The 14,752-nt window shown below is 67.8% G+C and carries 12 protein-coding genes, 1 pseudogene and 2 CRISPR repeat arrays; of the genes and pseudogenes, 5 read left to right on the forward strand and 8 right to left on the reverse strand.

Annotation, left to right across the window (positions count from 1 at the left end; all coding sequences use genetic code 11):
* Positions 1 to 391 precede the first annotated feature (391 nt).
* Together ACFRCG_RS12850 and ACFRCG_RS12855 are read right to left on the reverse strand one after the other, a co-directional pair.
* Positions 392 to 733, reverse strand: a complete 342-nt coding sequence (locus ACFRCG_RS12850) for a hypothetical protein (protein ID WP_380030875.1) — start codon at positions 731 to 733, stop codon at positions 392 to 394.
* A 47-nt stretch (positions 734 to 780) separates the two neighbouring features.
* Positions 781 to 1,194 (reverse strand): hypothetical protein, encoded by a 414-nt coding sequence (locus tag ACFRCG_RS12855; protein WP_380030876.1) that lies wholly within the window; start codon positions 1,192 to 1,194, stop codon positions 781 to 783.
* 172 nt (positions 1,195 to 1,366) lie between these two features.
* Positions 1,367 to 2,065: a CRISPR direct-repeat array (repeat unit 29 nt; unit sequence CGGCTCACCCCCACCCGCGTGGGGACTTC).
* 119 nt (positions 2,066 to 2,184) lie between these two features.
* Here ACFRCG_RS12855 and ACFRCG_RS12860 point away from each other — a divergent pair.
* Positions 2,185 to 2,562, forward strand: coding sequence for a hypothetical protein (locus ACFRCG_RS12860; protein WP_380030877.1), 378 nt, complete (start codon positions 2,185 to 2,187; stop codon positions 2,560 to 2,562).
* A gap of 775 nt (positions 2,563 to 3,337) precedes the next feature.
* Here the strand turns inward: ACFRCG_RS12860 and ACFRCG_RS12865 are convergent.
* Positions 3,338 to 4,627 (reverse strand): helix-turn-helix domain-containing protein, encoded by a 1,290-nt coding sequence (locus ACFRCG_RS12865; RefSeq protein ID WP_380030878.1) that lies wholly within the window; start codon positions 4,625 to 4,627, stop codon positions 3,338 to 3,340.
* A gap of 186 nt (positions 4,628 to 4,813) precedes the next feature.
* Between ACFRCG_RS12865 and ACFRCG_RS12870 the strand changes: the two genes are divergently transcribed.
* The 4 genes from ACFRCG_RS12870 to ACFRCG_RS12885 all read left to right on the forward strand — a co-directional run bounded on the left by ACFRCG_RS12870 (position 4,814) and on the right by ACFRCG_RS12885 (position 8,215).
* Positions 4,814 to 4,957 (forward strand): hypothetical protein, encoded by a 144-nt coding sequence (locus ACFRCG_RS12870; RefSeq protein ID WP_380030879.1) that lies wholly within the window; start codon positions 4,814 to 4,816, stop codon positions 4,955 to 4,957.
* 89 nt (positions 4,958 to 5,046) lie between these two features.
* A complete protein-coding gene (locus ACFRCG_RS12875) occupies positions 5,047 to 6,888 on the forward strand; it encodes an albusnodin/ikarugamycin family macrolactam cyclase (protein ID WP_380030880.1) in 1,842 nt (613 codons plus the stop codon).
* Positions 6,885 to 7,661, forward strand: coding sequence for a lasso peptide biosynthesis B2 protein (locus ACFRCG_RS12880; protein ID WP_380030881.1), 777 nt, complete (start codon positions 6,885 to 6,887; stop codon positions 7,659 to 7,661). Before ACFRCG_RS12875 ends, ACFRCG_RS12880 begins: the two co-directional genes overlap by 4 nt.
* Positions 7,658 to 8,215, forward strand: coding sequence for a GNAT family N-acetyltransferase (locus tag ACFRCG_RS12885; protein WP_380030882.1), 558 nt, complete (start codon positions 7,658 to 7,660; stop codon positions 8,213 to 8,215). Before ACFRCG_RS12880 ends, ACFRCG_RS12885 begins: the two co-directional genes overlap by 4 nt.
* A gap of 505 nt (positions 8,216 to 8,720) precedes the next feature.
* Here the strand turns inward: ACFRCG_RS12885 and ACFRCG_RS12890 are convergent.
* The 5 genes and pseudogenes from ACFRCG_RS12890 to ACFRCG_RS12910 form a co-directional block, all read right to left on the reverse strand.
* Positions 8,721 to 8,954: a hypothetical protein gene (locus ACFRCG_RS12890; RefSeq protein ID WP_380030939.1), complete on the reverse strand. Its 234-nt coding sequence runs from the start codon at positions 8,952 to 8,954 to the stop codon at positions 8,721 to 8,723.
* Positions 8,955 to 8,983: 29 nt separating this feature from the next.
* Positions 8,984 to 9,624: a CRISPR direct-repeat array (repeat unit 29 nt; unit sequence CGGCTCACCCCCACCTGCGTGGGGACTTC).
* A 361-nt stretch (positions 9,625 to 9,985) separates the two neighbouring features.
* Positions 9,986 to 10,787, reverse strand: a pseudogene (locus tag ACFRCG_RS12895) (SAM-dependent methyltransferase).
* Positions 10,784 to 11,719 (reverse strand): endonuclease/exonuclease/phosphatase family protein, encoded by a 936-nt coding sequence (locus tag ACFRCG_RS12900; RefSeq protein WP_380030883.1) that lies wholly within the window; start codon positions 11,717 to 11,719, stop codon positions 10,784 to 10,786. The pseudogene ACFRCG_RS12895 and the gene ACFRCG_RS12900 overlap by 4 nt, the downstream one beginning before the upstream one ends.
* 1,288 nt (positions 11,720 to 13,007) lie before the next feature.
* Complete coding sequence (locus ACFRCG_RS12905) at positions 13,008 to 13,628, reverse strand: hypothetical protein (protein ID WP_380030884.1); 621 nt, start codon at positions 13,626 to 13,628, stop codon at positions 13,008 to 13,010.
* A 201-nt stretch (positions 13,629 to 13,829) separates the two neighbouring features.
* Positions 13,830 to 14,714, reverse strand: a complete 885-nt coding sequence (locus tag ACFRCG_RS12910; protein ID WP_380030885.1) for a hypothetical protein — start codon at positions 14,712 to 14,714, stop codon at positions 13,830 to 13,832.
* Positions 14,715 to 14,752: the final 38 nt, after the last annotated feature.

Raw genomic sequence — 14,752 nt, forward strand, 5'->3', positions numbered from 1 at the left:
CCACCACCCCAATCAGCCGGATGACGCTCCCGCGCCATCCCAATCCCGCAACTAAACGCGGAGAGACACCCACGGTCCGACGGCTCACCCTTGGGGACTTCCGAGGGACCGACCGGACCGCCCTCGGCCCGCCCCAACTCGCGTGGGGACTTCGATGCTCCCTACCGCGAACTCGGCGCCGACTACTCGATCGAACGTCACCCCGCTCGGCCATGCGTCGCGTGATCAAGGAAGCCGGGCGGCCTCGGGCCGACAGTCGACTTCGACCTCACGCGGCGGCCTGACCTGCACAGGTGCACCGTGTTCTCGTATCAGACCGCGAATGTGTTCGGTCCGGTACACGTGAATGCGCTCGCGTCTCGGGACGGGGAAAGGCCTGTGCGGCCCATCCTCAGGTCGCCCAGGGCAGCTGTACCGCCTCGACACCGGTGTCGTTCAGCAGTGCCTCGATGAGAACCGGAGGCCCGACGACTTTGGTGGCCGACAGGTCGTAGTCGGTGCACAGGACCCATGAGCGGTCTTCGGCCCAGAGGTTGGCGGGACTGAAGTCGGCCTCGGACATGTCGTAGAGGATCTCGGCGTCGCCGAGGCGCCCCGCCCGCACATGGAGGTTGTCGAAATCGACGGCCCCGAGCGTCAGCGGGTTGTAGTAGGCCAGGCAGCGGGTGTCCGGACCTGCGGGGCTGTGCGCGGTGAGGATGTCGATCAGCCGGATCCAGGTCTCACGGTCCAAGCTCCCCTCGGTGGGAGGGACGATGCCCAGCGGCCAACTGCCGTTCTTTATGGCCGAGGAGAGGCAACGAGAGGAGGGCAGGCGCCCGTCGGGAACGATCGGACTACCGGTCCGCCGGGCGAGCTCCGCCCAACGCAGCCGCCGCCAGCCGGGACCAGGGTGCTCGGCGCGACCCAGCCCACCCCCCCCGTGGCGACGCCAACGGCATCGAGATCGATGCCCGCGACAATGTCGCGCGGGATGCTCCCGTCCGCCAGACGCATCTGCCGGTACTCGTGATGCGATACGTCGCCCGGCCCGTGCTCATGTTCGTACATGGCGTTGAGCACCCAGACCGCATCGGACATCGCCGGCGGCATGAACCCGGTCAAACCATCGCCGCACAGCTCAAACAGCCAGTCCGTCGCACCAGACGAAGCGACCGGCCACAGGGCCGACAACGGGTTCGATTTCTCGGGCATGGATTCATGATCCCAGCCGCGACCACGGGCCACGCGAGGGACCGGCATCATGTAGCCGCCTCACCACTGGGCACGTTCCGGTGTACCTGGCCGACATCGTGACCTGCACCTCGACAGAAGCAGCAAATTTCGCGCCGAACCGGGCATTGACAGCCCGCAAGCAGCGCGAACACAGCCCACCCCCACCTGCGTGGGGACTTCCGTGGTACGTGGTGGACGATGATGAAGGGGGGCGACTCACCCCCATCTGCGTGGGGACTTCTCGTCCAGGTGCGCCGTGAGCCACACGGCCGCCGGCTCACCCCCATCCGCGTGGGGACTTCGGCGTCGGCGTCCTGGTGACCGGCCCGGCCGACGGCTCACCCCCACCCGCGTGGGGACTTCGCCCGACCCTGCTCGACCACGGTGAACATCCGCGGCTCACCCCCACCCGCGTGGGGACTTCGCAGGCCGCGAGGTTCGGCGACCTCGGCGCCCGGCTCACCCCCACCCGCGTGGGGACTTCGCACGCAAAGCGCCGGTGTCCTCGCCCGCCGTCGGCTCACCCCCACCCGCGTGGGGACTTCGCTAGCTAGCAAGCGTGCTCGCTGCCTAGAACGCGGCTCACCCCCACCCGCGTGGGGACTTCCTCTCACGGGGTTGACGGTCAACACGGTGATGCGGCTCACCCCCACCCGCGTGGGGACTTCAGGCCCTGGGGATGCGCTGGCAGTACATCGACCGGCTCACCCCCACCCGCGTGGGGACTTCGGCCCTTCAACCCGATCCGCTGCGCCGTGGTCGGCTCACCCCCACCCGCGTGGGGACTTCGCCGGGTCGATGGCGTCGAGGTCGGCCACGTACGGCTCACCCCCACCCGCGTGGGGACTTCACTTGCTGACCTGCGGGTTCTTAGAGGCTTTGCCGATTCGTGATGTAAACAGGGTCATTGCGGCAAGCTTCTTGCCTGTTTTGCTCTGGGTGTTCTGGTGATCGTTTCCGAGTGGAGCGTTGTCGCTGAGTGCGCTCCGCGCCGCCGCCGAACGCCTCCTGGCTGGCACACCCCTGCGTTCCATCAGTGGAAAACTCACCGGATCCGAGCTCATCACCGAATCCGCGCTGCGGCGCGACGTCGTCTACGGCAACCACAAAGACCTCGTTGAGGAGAACACCAAGCTCAAGGCCGACCTCGCCGCCGAGCGCGAGAAGAACAAGGTACTGGCGAAGGTCGCCGTTGATCTCTCTGGAACTGGAGCAAGTCAACGAGGAAATCGCTGCACTGAATCAAGTGCCGCGTCTGGCATCAGCGGCAAAGGGTTCGGAGTCGTTCCATACTCGGCCCGGTCGTTGAGGAGGTCGTTCTCTGGCCTGTCCTTTGCACCGTGCTGACCATTGGCAATGGGCAGTGTGTAATGGGTGGACAGGAACGCGTTGAGGAGGAGAGTCTCCATACGTTGCGCTGTCATCCTGTCCTCTGGGGCCTCCGAGAACAAACAAGTACCCCCAGCCGCATTGATCCACTCGTAGCGTGGGTAGTAGATGCGACCTGCCGTCTCCTCGCGGCACTGCTTGGCATATCGGCGGTGATCGCGCAGTCGCTTGTCGAGCCCCCCAGCTCCAAACGCGCAGCCAAGATAGATGACCGCAGACCGACTCCGGGGGTATCGAAGAGTCTCACCATCATTGATGAGGACCACGTACACGCCAGGTGTGGTGGGCAGTTCTGGGAACCTTTCCTCGAACAGGTCGAACTCTCCTCCGAACCCAGGCCATCCATGCCGGTCGAGCACCGACTCGCTGAGTTCACGGACTGTGGCGTCAGGATGCATCTTGAAGCACTCCCCTTCGACAGGCGACTGCGGATGACCCGCAGGCTAGTCCACGGCAGTGACAACAAGACGGGCCCTATTTGCCCCAGGACCCGTTCCCCTGAATGTGAGCGCTAGCAGAACCGAAAACACCGATCCTGACACAGGACTAGCTTAATGAACGCACAAGGCCTGGCAGGCGCGGCTAACGTCCAACGACAAGCTAATGACCTATGCGCGTGGATACGAAGCCGCACGGTACATGAAACTCGTTCGGAAGGACTCGCCGATCCTCCCGGTCTTTACGCCGTAAAGAACGAGCCCGGTGGTCGGTTTCGTCGACTCCACCGACGTGGTCAGGCGCCGACGGCTCGCACGAGGTCACTCACCCCGACTACCCGTGGATGACGCTGCACAAGGTCTCGGGTCAAATTGAGGATCGACGGCCGGTTGCGAACTTCCGTCGGCGCCTCCCTCAGTGCCGTCATCAGGGCCGCGATCGTCTGGTCGGGCTTGTTCCACAGCCACCATGCACGCGCCATGTCGGTGTGCAGTCGACCCCGTCGTTCAGGGGAATCGAAGTGCTTTGATTGCAGGTCGCGTCCGGCATGGACGGCGGCTCCGGCGTCACCGAGGGCCCAGTGGACTCCGACCTCATAGAGGGCGACCGATGCCGGTGTGACGGTGAACGTCGCACGGCCGGCGCGAGTTTCGGCGAAGCGATCCGCCGCCTTGCGAGCGTCCCGCATGAGTTCGAGTGCCGCCCCACGGTCCTGGGCAGTAGCGGCCGTATACGCGGAAGTACATAGCATCTGTGCGTACGTTGCGGCCTGTTCCGGCGTCCGCAGACCCGTCTCCTCGACCCGCGCGGCTGCGTCGAGAGTGATCCGCTGGGCGATGCTTTCCTGCTCCCGGTGGCGGAGCACGATGCTCAGCATGCGCGCCGACGCGGCCTGCGCGAGGGGCGATCCGGATTGATGGGCGTAGACGGTTGCCCGATCGGCGGCGCTTCGTGCCGCGTTGTGGCGGCCGATCTTCGACAGAGTCTGCGTGCACAGGTCGTAGCACGCGGAGAGTCGAGTCAATGCCGCTTCGTCGGCCACTTGTTGCGCTGCGGTGTGAGCGGTCGCGAGCAGGTCCGGCATTGCCGCGGCGAGCCGGGCGTGGTCCCCGGCATCGAAGTACCCGCGAGCGCGGCGTAGGCGTTGAAGTACATCGGCGGGGCTTGCGGGACCGACGGTGGTGGGAATCGCGGCGAGTGCGTCGTCGACGCCGGCCAGGAGCGCCACCGGGACGGCGGCGAGCGAGGCGGTCAACAGCGAGCGTCGGCGCATGGGATCCTCCTCGTCGTCCCGCCGGTCGGCGGTTGCAGCCACCCTAGCGGGTAGCTGTTCGGTCACGCCGAGTACTGCTGCGAGAATGCGCGGCGGCATGCCCACAGCAACGGCCGCCGCCCGGACCTTCACGAAGTCGTCCCTGCCCCGCCCCGATTCGAGACGCGAGACAGCCGAAGCCGAGTAGCCGATCAGGAGTCCCAGATCCGCTTGGCGCAAGCCCTTCGCTGTGCGTCCGGCTCGCAGGAGCGGGCCGATCCGACGCTCATGGACGAGCGTCTTCACGCGCGGCGAGTCCCACAGATCTGCCATCTCGCGCCCCCGAGCGAATGCAGGGATATTCGTCTCACCGTAGCCAGATGATCACACTCCGTCGAGATGATTTGCAGGATTCGCACACCGCGTGCGAGACCCGCACATCTCGTACACAGACCCGGAGATCGATGCTCTGCTGGATCGCAACGGCATCCCGGCCGTTCCGATCCAGGAGGCATCCAGATGAAGCAGCCCAACGTTCGCGACGCCCGGAACCCGCGTTCGGTACTTCCGATCGTCGTGGGCACTGCCGGCGTCCTGACTCGCGGTGGCACGGCCAGCAACAACGAGAACAAGCGCAAGGTCTACACCTCGACCATCCGCTGATCACTTCTGGCTCTCGGCCCGCACCCACGAACCCGAGGTGCGGGCCGACCCTGTTGGCCTCATTCGGGACATGAAGGAAGTACGACCGGATGACGATCGTCGGCGGTTTCGTTGCCAAGCAACACCGCGCGCCCCTGCCCGTACCCGTGTTCGCCGCATTGCACGACGAACTGCCCGTGTGGTCCATGTCGGACGGGCCGATGCCCCCCGCTCGAATCGCGCGATCGCGATGGCGGGCCGTGTGCGTACTGGGCACCTGCGGCGCCGACGAGCACGCCGTAGACACCATGGCGACGCGCGGTGTGCGTCCCCCGGACCTCACCCGATGGCCCGGCGCCTACTCATTGATCGAGATCACCTCCACCGGGGTGACGGTCCACGCCGACCTCGCCGCGGCAGTACCGATCTACTGGACGGCCATCTCATCCGGTCTCGCATGGTCCACCTCGGCGCGAGCCCTTGCCGGATTGACCGGCGCGGGGGTCGACCCGACGTGGCTGGCCGTCCGCATCCTCACTCCCGCCAGCCCGGACGCGTTGGCAACCCGCTCGGCGTTCATCGACATCCACCGAGTCCCCGCACATCATCGCGTCGTCCTGACCCCCATAGGCACGACCACACCCGTGCCCTTGTGGAACACGGAACCCACGGCCACCCGCGCCGAGGCCGCGTCGCGGCTCGGTGATGCCCTGACCGCCTCCGTTGCCCTCCGAGTCCTGGAAACCGACGGTCGGCCCACGAGCGACCTCAGCGGCGGCTTCGACTCCGTCACCCTGACAAGGATCGGCGCGCGGACCCTTGCCGAACGAGGCCGCACCATCGGCGCCATCACCCTGCACCACAAGGCCGCCACAATCGGCGGCGACCTGGACTACGTGCCCGCCGCAGCGAACCATCCCGCAATCAGGCACCACATGCTCGCGCTCGACGACAGCCACCAGCCCTACACCGACGTCGCCACGGTTCTCCCCGCCACCGACGAGGCAGCGCCCGCGACGGTGGGACACGTCCACTTCTCCCACCAACTCAACGCGGCACGAGATGTGTTCGGTAGCACCGCACACCTCACCGGCGACGGAGGAGACACCCTGTTGTGTCCGCCACTGGTGTACCTCGCAGACCTCCTACGAGCAGGATGCCGACGCACCGCAATGCGCCACGCCCTGGGCTGGGCCCATCTGCACTGCACCAGCCCCCGCGAGGTGCTGCGACAGGCCCGCGAAGCGGCACGTACCTCACGCTCCCTCGCCATGCGACGCGTCGCCGACACGCTGACCGGGGACACCAACGGACCCGGGGGCATCGCCCTACTGCCCGTCGAAAACCCCCCACCATGGACAACCCCCCACGCACGCCACCTTGCAGCAGGCGCCTACCTCGACGCGGAACGAGCCACCCGGCACGAACCCTCGATCACTGACCTGGGAAACGAGGTCACGTGGCGGCAGATCGGCGAGATCGGCCGCACAGCGGCGGCGGACGCTCATCTCGCCCGCGCCCTTACTGGCGTTCGCCTGCACAACCCGTTCGTCGATTCCGCGGTGGTCGCGGCAGCGCTCGCCTGCCCGTCCCGCGATCGCACGCGGCCGGACGCCTACAAACCCCTCCTGCTCCAAGCTCTACCCGGTCTCCTCCCGCCATCGATCAGCGCACGGAAGACCAAGGGACAATCAACCGGCGACCACCTCCGTGGCCTGCGCACACACCTGACCCAGGTCCTGGACCTGGTCGACGGCCGCCTGGTCGAACTCGACCTCGTGGACGTCCACACCCTCAGAACCGCCATACGCCACTCTGCGGCGGGAATCGGATCCGACGCCGTCGAATCCGTCATCGCAAGCGAGATGTGGCTCCGTGCCCACCACGCAGCCCGCGCCCTGACCTGGCACCACCGCCCCGCCCCCGCGCCGGCACCTCGGGAGACGGCATGAGCCCTCCCGTCACCATCGCCGCCGGCGCTCGCGCGGTCGAGTTCGACGGCCCCGGCGTGATCGTGCTCGTGGACACCTCCGGAGGCACCGTACAGACCCTGATGGAACCCGCCGCAACTTGGTGGCGAACCCTCGCAGCAACCGGAAACCGGCACACCGCCGCGCGCACGGCCGGCATGTCCGCCGGCGAGGCGAACGGATTGCAGGCCGCCCTGCTCGCCGCCGGAATCCTCACCCCAGCACCACGGTCAACCCCCTGGCCCGCCCCCCTGGCCGGACACGACCCCGGACCCAGTTGGGGCACCCGCACCGCCCCCGTTGCACTCGCAGTATCCCCGCAGCCCCGCCGTCCGGCCCGAATCGCAGCTTCCGCCGGCTTGATCGCTGCGGTCCTCCTGACCCGGATTGGGCCGTCCCATCGCTCCCTCGCCCGGCACTTGACCTTGGTCCGCGCCGTCACACGATGGAATGCACTGCGCCGAGCACCACAAGCCGACATGGCCACCGCCACCGAAGCCGTGCAAGCGATCCGCCGCATCGCCCGCTGGTGCCCCACCCGCGCCGCATGCCTGGAACAGACCACCGCCGCTCATCTGCTCCTCGCGCTACGCGGCTACGGCGCCACTTGGTGCCAGGGAGTCGCACCCGATCCGGTCCGGTTGCACGCCTGGGTGGAGCAGACTGATACCGGGCGCCACGTCGACGAGCCGGCGGAGACCACCGCCTACACCCTTATCCTGCGCATCCCCGGGAGGCGATCCCCATCAGCTTGACCAACCCCGAACTCAAGCGCGCTACCGACACCGTCGCCATTGGCCCACTGCGCCACGACCTGCTGGACACGTACCTGCGGTGGACGAACGATCCGGTCGCGATGCGCGGCAACGGCCGCTTCGAGCCGGAGGACCGCGAAGCGCTCCGTGCCGGACTCGAGGTCATGATCCCGGGTGCCAACGCCCACTTCACCGTGTACGACCGCCTCGGCACGGATCCAAACGGCGGGCCGCTGCCCATCGGCACCGCGACGCTCTCGATCGACCATCCCGTTGCCGCAGCCGAGTTCTTCATCACCCTGGGCGAGGAGGGACGAGGTCGCGGACTGGCCGCTCCCGCTACGCGCCTGGTGCTTGACTTCGCCTTCGAAGAAGGCGGTTTGGAAAACGTCTACTTGGCGGTCCTTGCACCCAACGTGGCGGCGATTCGGGCCTACAGGCGATCGGGATTCCAGCTCATCGGCCACCGCCGCCGGAGCGCGCTGTGGGGCGGTGCACGCGTGGATGAAGTCCTCATGGACGCGATTCCCGCCTCGCGAACGGCTCCCGCCTGAAAACCTGACCCTGCCTCCAGAATGTGGGAGCTACCGGCATCACGCCGATGGCCCCCACACTGGTTCTAAACGAATGGTTTTGCACCTTGATCTCGCCGAGGGACGGGCACAGCGTCATCAACGAAGGTGCCGAGTCAGTCCCATGGCAGTCCCATTGGGTGTAGGTCAGCCGACGCTCGGCTCCACTGACGAGGTCGAGGACATCTTGTGAGAGGAACGCACGTGTACCGGCACATGCTCCGCCTCGCACTTCCTTGACCGCGACCATCCCGGCCCCGTGCAGTTCTTCCAGAACTGCGGATGCAGCGACGAAGGACACCTTCAGCAGGCTCTGCACAGCGCGCGGTCACGATCGGCAGGCCGGGCCTCTGTTCCATGCATCGCAGGACTACGGCGCCCTTGCCTGGGTGGGCACGACGGCCCTTCTCTGCGCGATGGGCCGATAGTTGGCGGTGCCGCTGTTCCTGCAATGCGGTGAGTTCGGCGGTGAACCGCACAGCTTCCGTCACCGCGTCCCGGGTCGCAAACAAGAACACCCGGATCCAGGCTTCTGTGCCGCAGATGGCCTCCGAACCGGTCGCGGGTACCAGTATGCGTTGAGCCCGGCGATGTACTCCCTCGGGTGAGCCGGCAAGACCAGCGAATGGGCAGGACTTCCCCAATCACCAGCCCCTGCCTGGCGAGCACGGTGTAGATCAGCTCTACTCGCGCGCCCGTTGCCGTCGGCGTAGGGGTGGATGGTCTCGAACTGCGCGTGCGCGAGGGCAGCGGCTCACCCCCAGCTGCGTGGGGACTTCGCGCGAGCCCGAGTGGCAGGCGCTGCTGATCGTGCGGCTCACCCCCACCTGCGTGGGGACTTCTCACGCGGCGGCCCTCCGGCTCCGGTTCTCGGCGGCTCACCCCCACCTGCGTGGGGACTTCACCTTCACGGCCTCCATCACCCGGTCCGTGTCCGGCTCACCCCCACCTGCGTGGGGACTTCAGCCGGCGGTTGTCGTGGATCGCCGCCCAGGACGGCTCACCCCCACCTGCGTGGGGACTTCGACTCCGTAGACGGCGATCCCTGTCGTCACGACGGCTCACCCCCACCTGCGTGGGGACTTCGGTTGGCGGTGCAGGACGCGGCGCGGATGCCTCGGCTCACCCCCACCTGCGTGGGGACTTCGCCATCCTGATGGCTCTGGTCCTGAAGGGCGACGGCTCACCCCCACCTGCGTGGGGACTTCGGTCAGAGCCAGAGCAGGAGGTAGTCGGGGCCCGGCTCACCCCCACCTGCGTGGGGACTTCCGTAGTGATCCCTGATGGAACAGACGCGCCTCCGGCTCACCCCCACCTGCGTGGGGACTTCCCCTCAATTTTGCGGGTCTCGTGTCCCTCATTCGGCTCACCCCCACCTGCGTGGGGACTTCCCTTGCTGACCTGCGGGTTCTTGGAGGCTTTGCCGATTCGTGATGTAACCAGGGTCATTGCGGCAAGCTTCTTGCCTGTTTTGCTTGGGTGTTCCGGTGCACGTTCGCGAGTTGAGCGGTATCGCATGGTTCGGTCCTGTATGCGCGTCGGTCGGACAGGCGTACGGTGTCGTTCGAGACATGTCTGTCCTTGAAATCCCGGCCATCATGGATGTGTCCGGAACGAGATCGGCTCGATTCCGCCGCGGTCACGAGGCAAGGATACGAACCCTGCCTCCGGTCGCTCGGCGGCTGGACGTACCGGTCAAGGCCGACGATCTCGCCGGTACAAGGGCCTCTCCTGGCGGAATACCGCTCCGGGTCAAGGCACCCGGGCCGCTCCCCCGTGCATGTGGACCTGCCGACCGCCTTGGTGGACGGTCCGGTGGGGACCGATGTCGTCGGCTCTCCACGCCGCGACGTCGCACACTCCCGGTGGCAACACGTCGAGCCCGGTGAACAGTGCGGCGGCCTCGTCAGGGGTGGCAACCCGACCCCAGGCTCCCCGGGTGCCGGTGTGCATGGCGTCCGTGATCGTGCGGCGGATTCGCGGGTCGTCGGCGACGAGCACGCTCACGACGGCGTACGAGCCGGACGGCAGCCTGTCGACGAGGTCGGACATGAAGACCGCCGGTCGTCGGAGGCAGTTCAGAACCGCCGTCGCCAGCACCGCGATCGGGCCTTCGCCGAGGAGTTCGGCGACATCAGGGACGCGGACCAGGGCGTCGACGTCGGTGATGTCCGCAGGGACGACGCTCGTATGGTCGTTCTGGTCGAGGAGCATCCTGGCCTGCCACGACGAGCGGATCGCGGTCGACATGGATGACGCGCGTCGCCCGAGCGATGCCTTGGGCCACGGTGTGGATGTAGGGCGTGGCGGGGACGCCGCAGCCGAGGTCGAGGAGGCGGCGGACGCCGTGGTCGCGGACGAGGGTTCGGGTGGCGCGGCGGGCGAACGCCCGGGAGTTGAGGATGGCGGGTCCGATGTCGGGTGCGACGTGGAGGATGGCCGAGCCGGTCTCCCGGTCGGACGGGTAGTTGTCGTGGCCGCCCGCCAACCAGTCGAACACGCGGGCGTCGGAGGCGGCGTCAATGCCGGGCGGGATCGGCTCGTCGGGGGTCACAGGGCCGCGCTCCGGATCGGGGCCGCAGCGTGTTCCCGGTCGGGGTGCGGTGCCGCGGCCCGGCGCAGGATGTCCGCGAGGGTGCCGCGGTGGAGGCGGGCGCGGACGGCGTGGTGGTCGGACAGGCCGCCCATGTCGATGACGTCAACGTCGACGAGTGCGGGCAGGAGGATCCGCGACATCCAAAATCCGTCGACGGCCATGGCGGGACCTTGCGATGGTTTGTCGATGACGGTGGGGGCGAGCGCCGCCATGCGTCCGTGGGTGCGTGCGATGTGGCGGGCGGCGTCCTCGGCGCCGACGGCGCGCATTTCGCGGTCGGTGTGGGTGTCGGGGATGCGGACGCCGTCGGGGCCGCGGCGGGAGCGGTGGATGCGGTGCACCGCGTCGGCGATGGCCTCGAGGTTCGGGAGCGCCGGGCCTCCCGGGATCGGGACGCGGTAGCTGTTGCGGTCGCCGCCGAGGATCGCGGGCAGCTTCACCGTGGCGCCGGACCCGGTGATGTGGTCCTTGTCGAGGAAGCGGGTCAGGTGCTCCCCCTCGATCGCTCGTGCGGTGCAGGAGGAGTGGGTGAGGTGGTGCGAGACGCAGACGATCGGCAGCGTCTCCCCGCCGGTGTCGCGCAGGCGCAGGGAGCGTGCGGTGGGCTCGAGTTGCCATCCGGAGTCGGCCCAGCCGCGCGGGGATTCGAATACCTGCGGGTCGGCGTACAGGGCCGTGGCACTGCCCCGGCCGACCCAGCCGCGCATGGCGAGCACGGTCTCGGCGCGCTTGGCGAGTTCCCCGTCGTTGTCGAGAGCGTCCCACATCTCCTGCCTGAAGAGCGCGGCGGGCCGCAGCGAGGCGAGGAACGCGTGGGCCTCCCGCCACTTCCGGCGATCGCCTCCCCCGTTGTCCTCGAAATTGCAGGTGACGAAGTCGATGGTGGTCACGTCGTCGTGGGCCCTTTCGTATCGGTGAGAAAATGAACCCGTGTTGGATCGGCTCGGGTGGCCCATCGCTCTGAGCTGGGAGGGTGGTGCGGGGGTGGATTTCGATCAGCCGTGGACGCGCATGCGCAGGTGTGTGTGTGGGCACGCGTATCGCATCGGCGCGCCGCCGAGCGGTGTCTGGTCCAGGCGTGCGCGTGGCACGTGCAACTCCGTTGAGACTGCCGCCACGCCGCGTTGGAGCGCCATGGATCCCGGAGCGGCACTCCGGAGCCAACTCCGTGGGGACAGGTGTCAGCGCGGAGATCAAGGTGCGGGCGGGAGGTGAGGTCGGCCGCAACCTGAGTGGACGGCTCGCATCCGACTGGTCACTCCAGGAACGAGAAGTGCGATCTGTTCCCGAAGCGGCGTCGCTCGGGCGTTTCCGACCGTGGGGAGCTCAGGCAACTGGCCCCAGCACTCACCAACCAATGCTGTGGCCTGCGACGCGTTCCACCTGGTGCTTTCACGCCTGAGTCATTCCTATTCAGAGGAGCCCGGCTCGGCTGCGATGGTCATCGGTTCAGGCAGCGGCAACAGGGCCGGGGCGTGCTTGGGGCATCCGTACAGGGTCCAACCGCTTGCGCCTCGACCGGACTCGATCACTTGGACCGGGACCAGTTCGGCCACGCTCTCGCACCGGCAGCAGTGGCGGTGGATCGGTTGATGGATCATGCGAACGTCGCCCTCGGCGTGGTGGCACGGGATGGCGAAACGGTCTGGCCAGGCGTGGTCGCTGAGGCATCCTGCTTGATCCGTCCGTAGCGACGGGCCCAACGCCTGTCGTCCTCGACTTGGTCCTGTGCCCGCTGCTCCCACAGTCGGGTCACGTATGGGCGAACGAGGAAGTACTCGGGGTCCCGCTCGGGTTCGAGGGCCTGGGCGTGCGAATCAGCCGGGCCACGCGTATCGACGGCATCGCGCTCCGACGGGGTGAAGTCGTGCCACGTCACAGCGATCTCCTCACGGGTGTACCTGGGCCCGCCGGGTCCGGCGGGCAGGGGCCGGTTGGGGCGGTCGATACGGCGGAGGCGGTGCCTGCCGGTCGTCCTCGTCCGGTCCGGGCGTCCGAGCACCCATGCGAATAGGCGGGCAATAAGCTCTGTCATGGTTGGTCAGCTCCTGCTCAGGGATGGCTGATCGGCTATGCCCGGGGACCGTTGGCGACGATCCCCGGGCGCTTTCAAGACCACCTCCGGTCGGCCCGGGACGGGCTCACAGAGGAGGAAGCGCGTACATCAAGGACGGCCGGTCACTCGATCAACTCGGCCCAGATCTCTTGCTCTCGCACCGCCGTGGTGCTCGATCGCATCCAGCGGGCGAGAGCCGTGATGCGTTCCGGGAGCGCCGTACGCCAGGCGGGCATCCGAGCGAGCAACGTCAACGCGTCCGCCGGAGTGTGCCCGGCGCGCCGCAACTCCAGGTAGAACAGGACCGGTTCCACCCACGCGGGCCCCACCACCGCACGTCCCCAGCCCGTCACCCGAACTCTCGGATTGCTGCGGCACTCCGAGGTGACCAGAAGGTTCGTCCGGTGCAGGTTCGTGTGCAGCAGATCCGGTCCCCGAAACAGGCGCCGATCATCGCGGCCGAACGAGCCGGACCATCGATCGGACAGACACGGAAGTGGTGGCCCGGCGTATCCCCGCTTGACGGCGGACAGGGCACGGACCACCCGAGGCAGGTCCGGTGAGCCGGGTGTCAGGTCCGCGAACCGCCCGCGATGGTGGGTGGTGAGCGTGGCGACCCACCCGCCGACCTCGTACGCGGCGAGCAATCGAGGGGCGAGTTGGAAGACGTGCGGCGTCACGGCAGCTTCGCGGCACACGTACTCGGCCGCGGCGTGGTCGTCGGGCGAAGCCTTCATAACCACGGACGGGTGGTCGTGCGTCGTCAGGACTGCCGCCATCGGCACGCTACGTGTCCACTTCAGAGGAGTGGATCGCTTCACGGCGCCTATGTCGGACTCGACGGCGTCACGTAACGCGAAGGGCACCTTCGCCCAGGGATAGTTCATTCTCGACCTTCGGCGATGTTCGGATTCGCGGTGCTGGGAAGGGCCCTGGGCATTGCTTCAGCCGAGTCGGTATCGCGCCCATCGGCGGGCGGTGTCGGCGAGTGCCCGTGCGTGGGGGCGGGCTCGGGAGGAGCGGGCGATGTACTCCCACATGCCGGCCAACTTCGCCGCGAACGCCGTGATCACGGGTTCCGGTGCCTTGGCGAACGCGGGCACGTGCATCGCCCATGTCTCGGCCGCCTCGGGCGTGTGGCCTTCGTGAATGAGCCGGACGACGACATACGCCGTGTCGATCCAGGCGGCGCCGCGGGCCGACCACGCCCAGTCGATCACCCGCACGCGCCCGTCCTCGGCAAGCATGTTGGCCTGGTGCAGGTCGGAGTGCACAAGCGTGTCGCCATCGAGCCGAGCACCCCGTTCGAGCGTGGCGAGCACGCCCAGGTGCTCCCGCGCCCACGGGTCGAGATCGGCGGGTGAAGCGGCATGGACGGCGGACCATCCCGGCGCCCCGCCCCACCGGTCGGCGATCGAGTGTCGGGCGGCGGCCGGGCACGGCGTCAACGTCTCGGCCATCGTCACCACCAGATCGCCGATCACGTCCAGGTCGCCGGACGTCGGCGACAGCGACGGATGATGTCCGGGCACGAACTCGAACCCAAGCATCAGCCACCCGTCCTGCGTCACCTCCCACAGCAACCGCGGAGCGAGCGTCGCGGGCAGGAACGGGGCCACCGCGGCTTCGTTGCGATGCGTCCACGCATACGTACGATCGGCCCGAACGCCCTTGCAGAACACCAGTCCGCAGGCGGTGTCGAGCGTCGCCGAGAACTCCGACGACTTCCCGAAATCGGGTGCGCGGGTCGACCGGACGGGGCCTGTGTGGAGTTGGATCTTCTCTCGGACGGATAAGGGAAGTTCGGTCCAGGCATGGCGACGGGGCATCGTCGGTACTCCCTCGCTTCGAGGCGGAAGGGAAAGAG

It is taken from the genome of Embleya sp. NPDC056575, from assembly GCF_042793325.1.
Classification (GTDB): Bacteria; Actinomycetota; Actinomycetes; order Streptomycetales; family Streptomycetaceae; genus Embleya.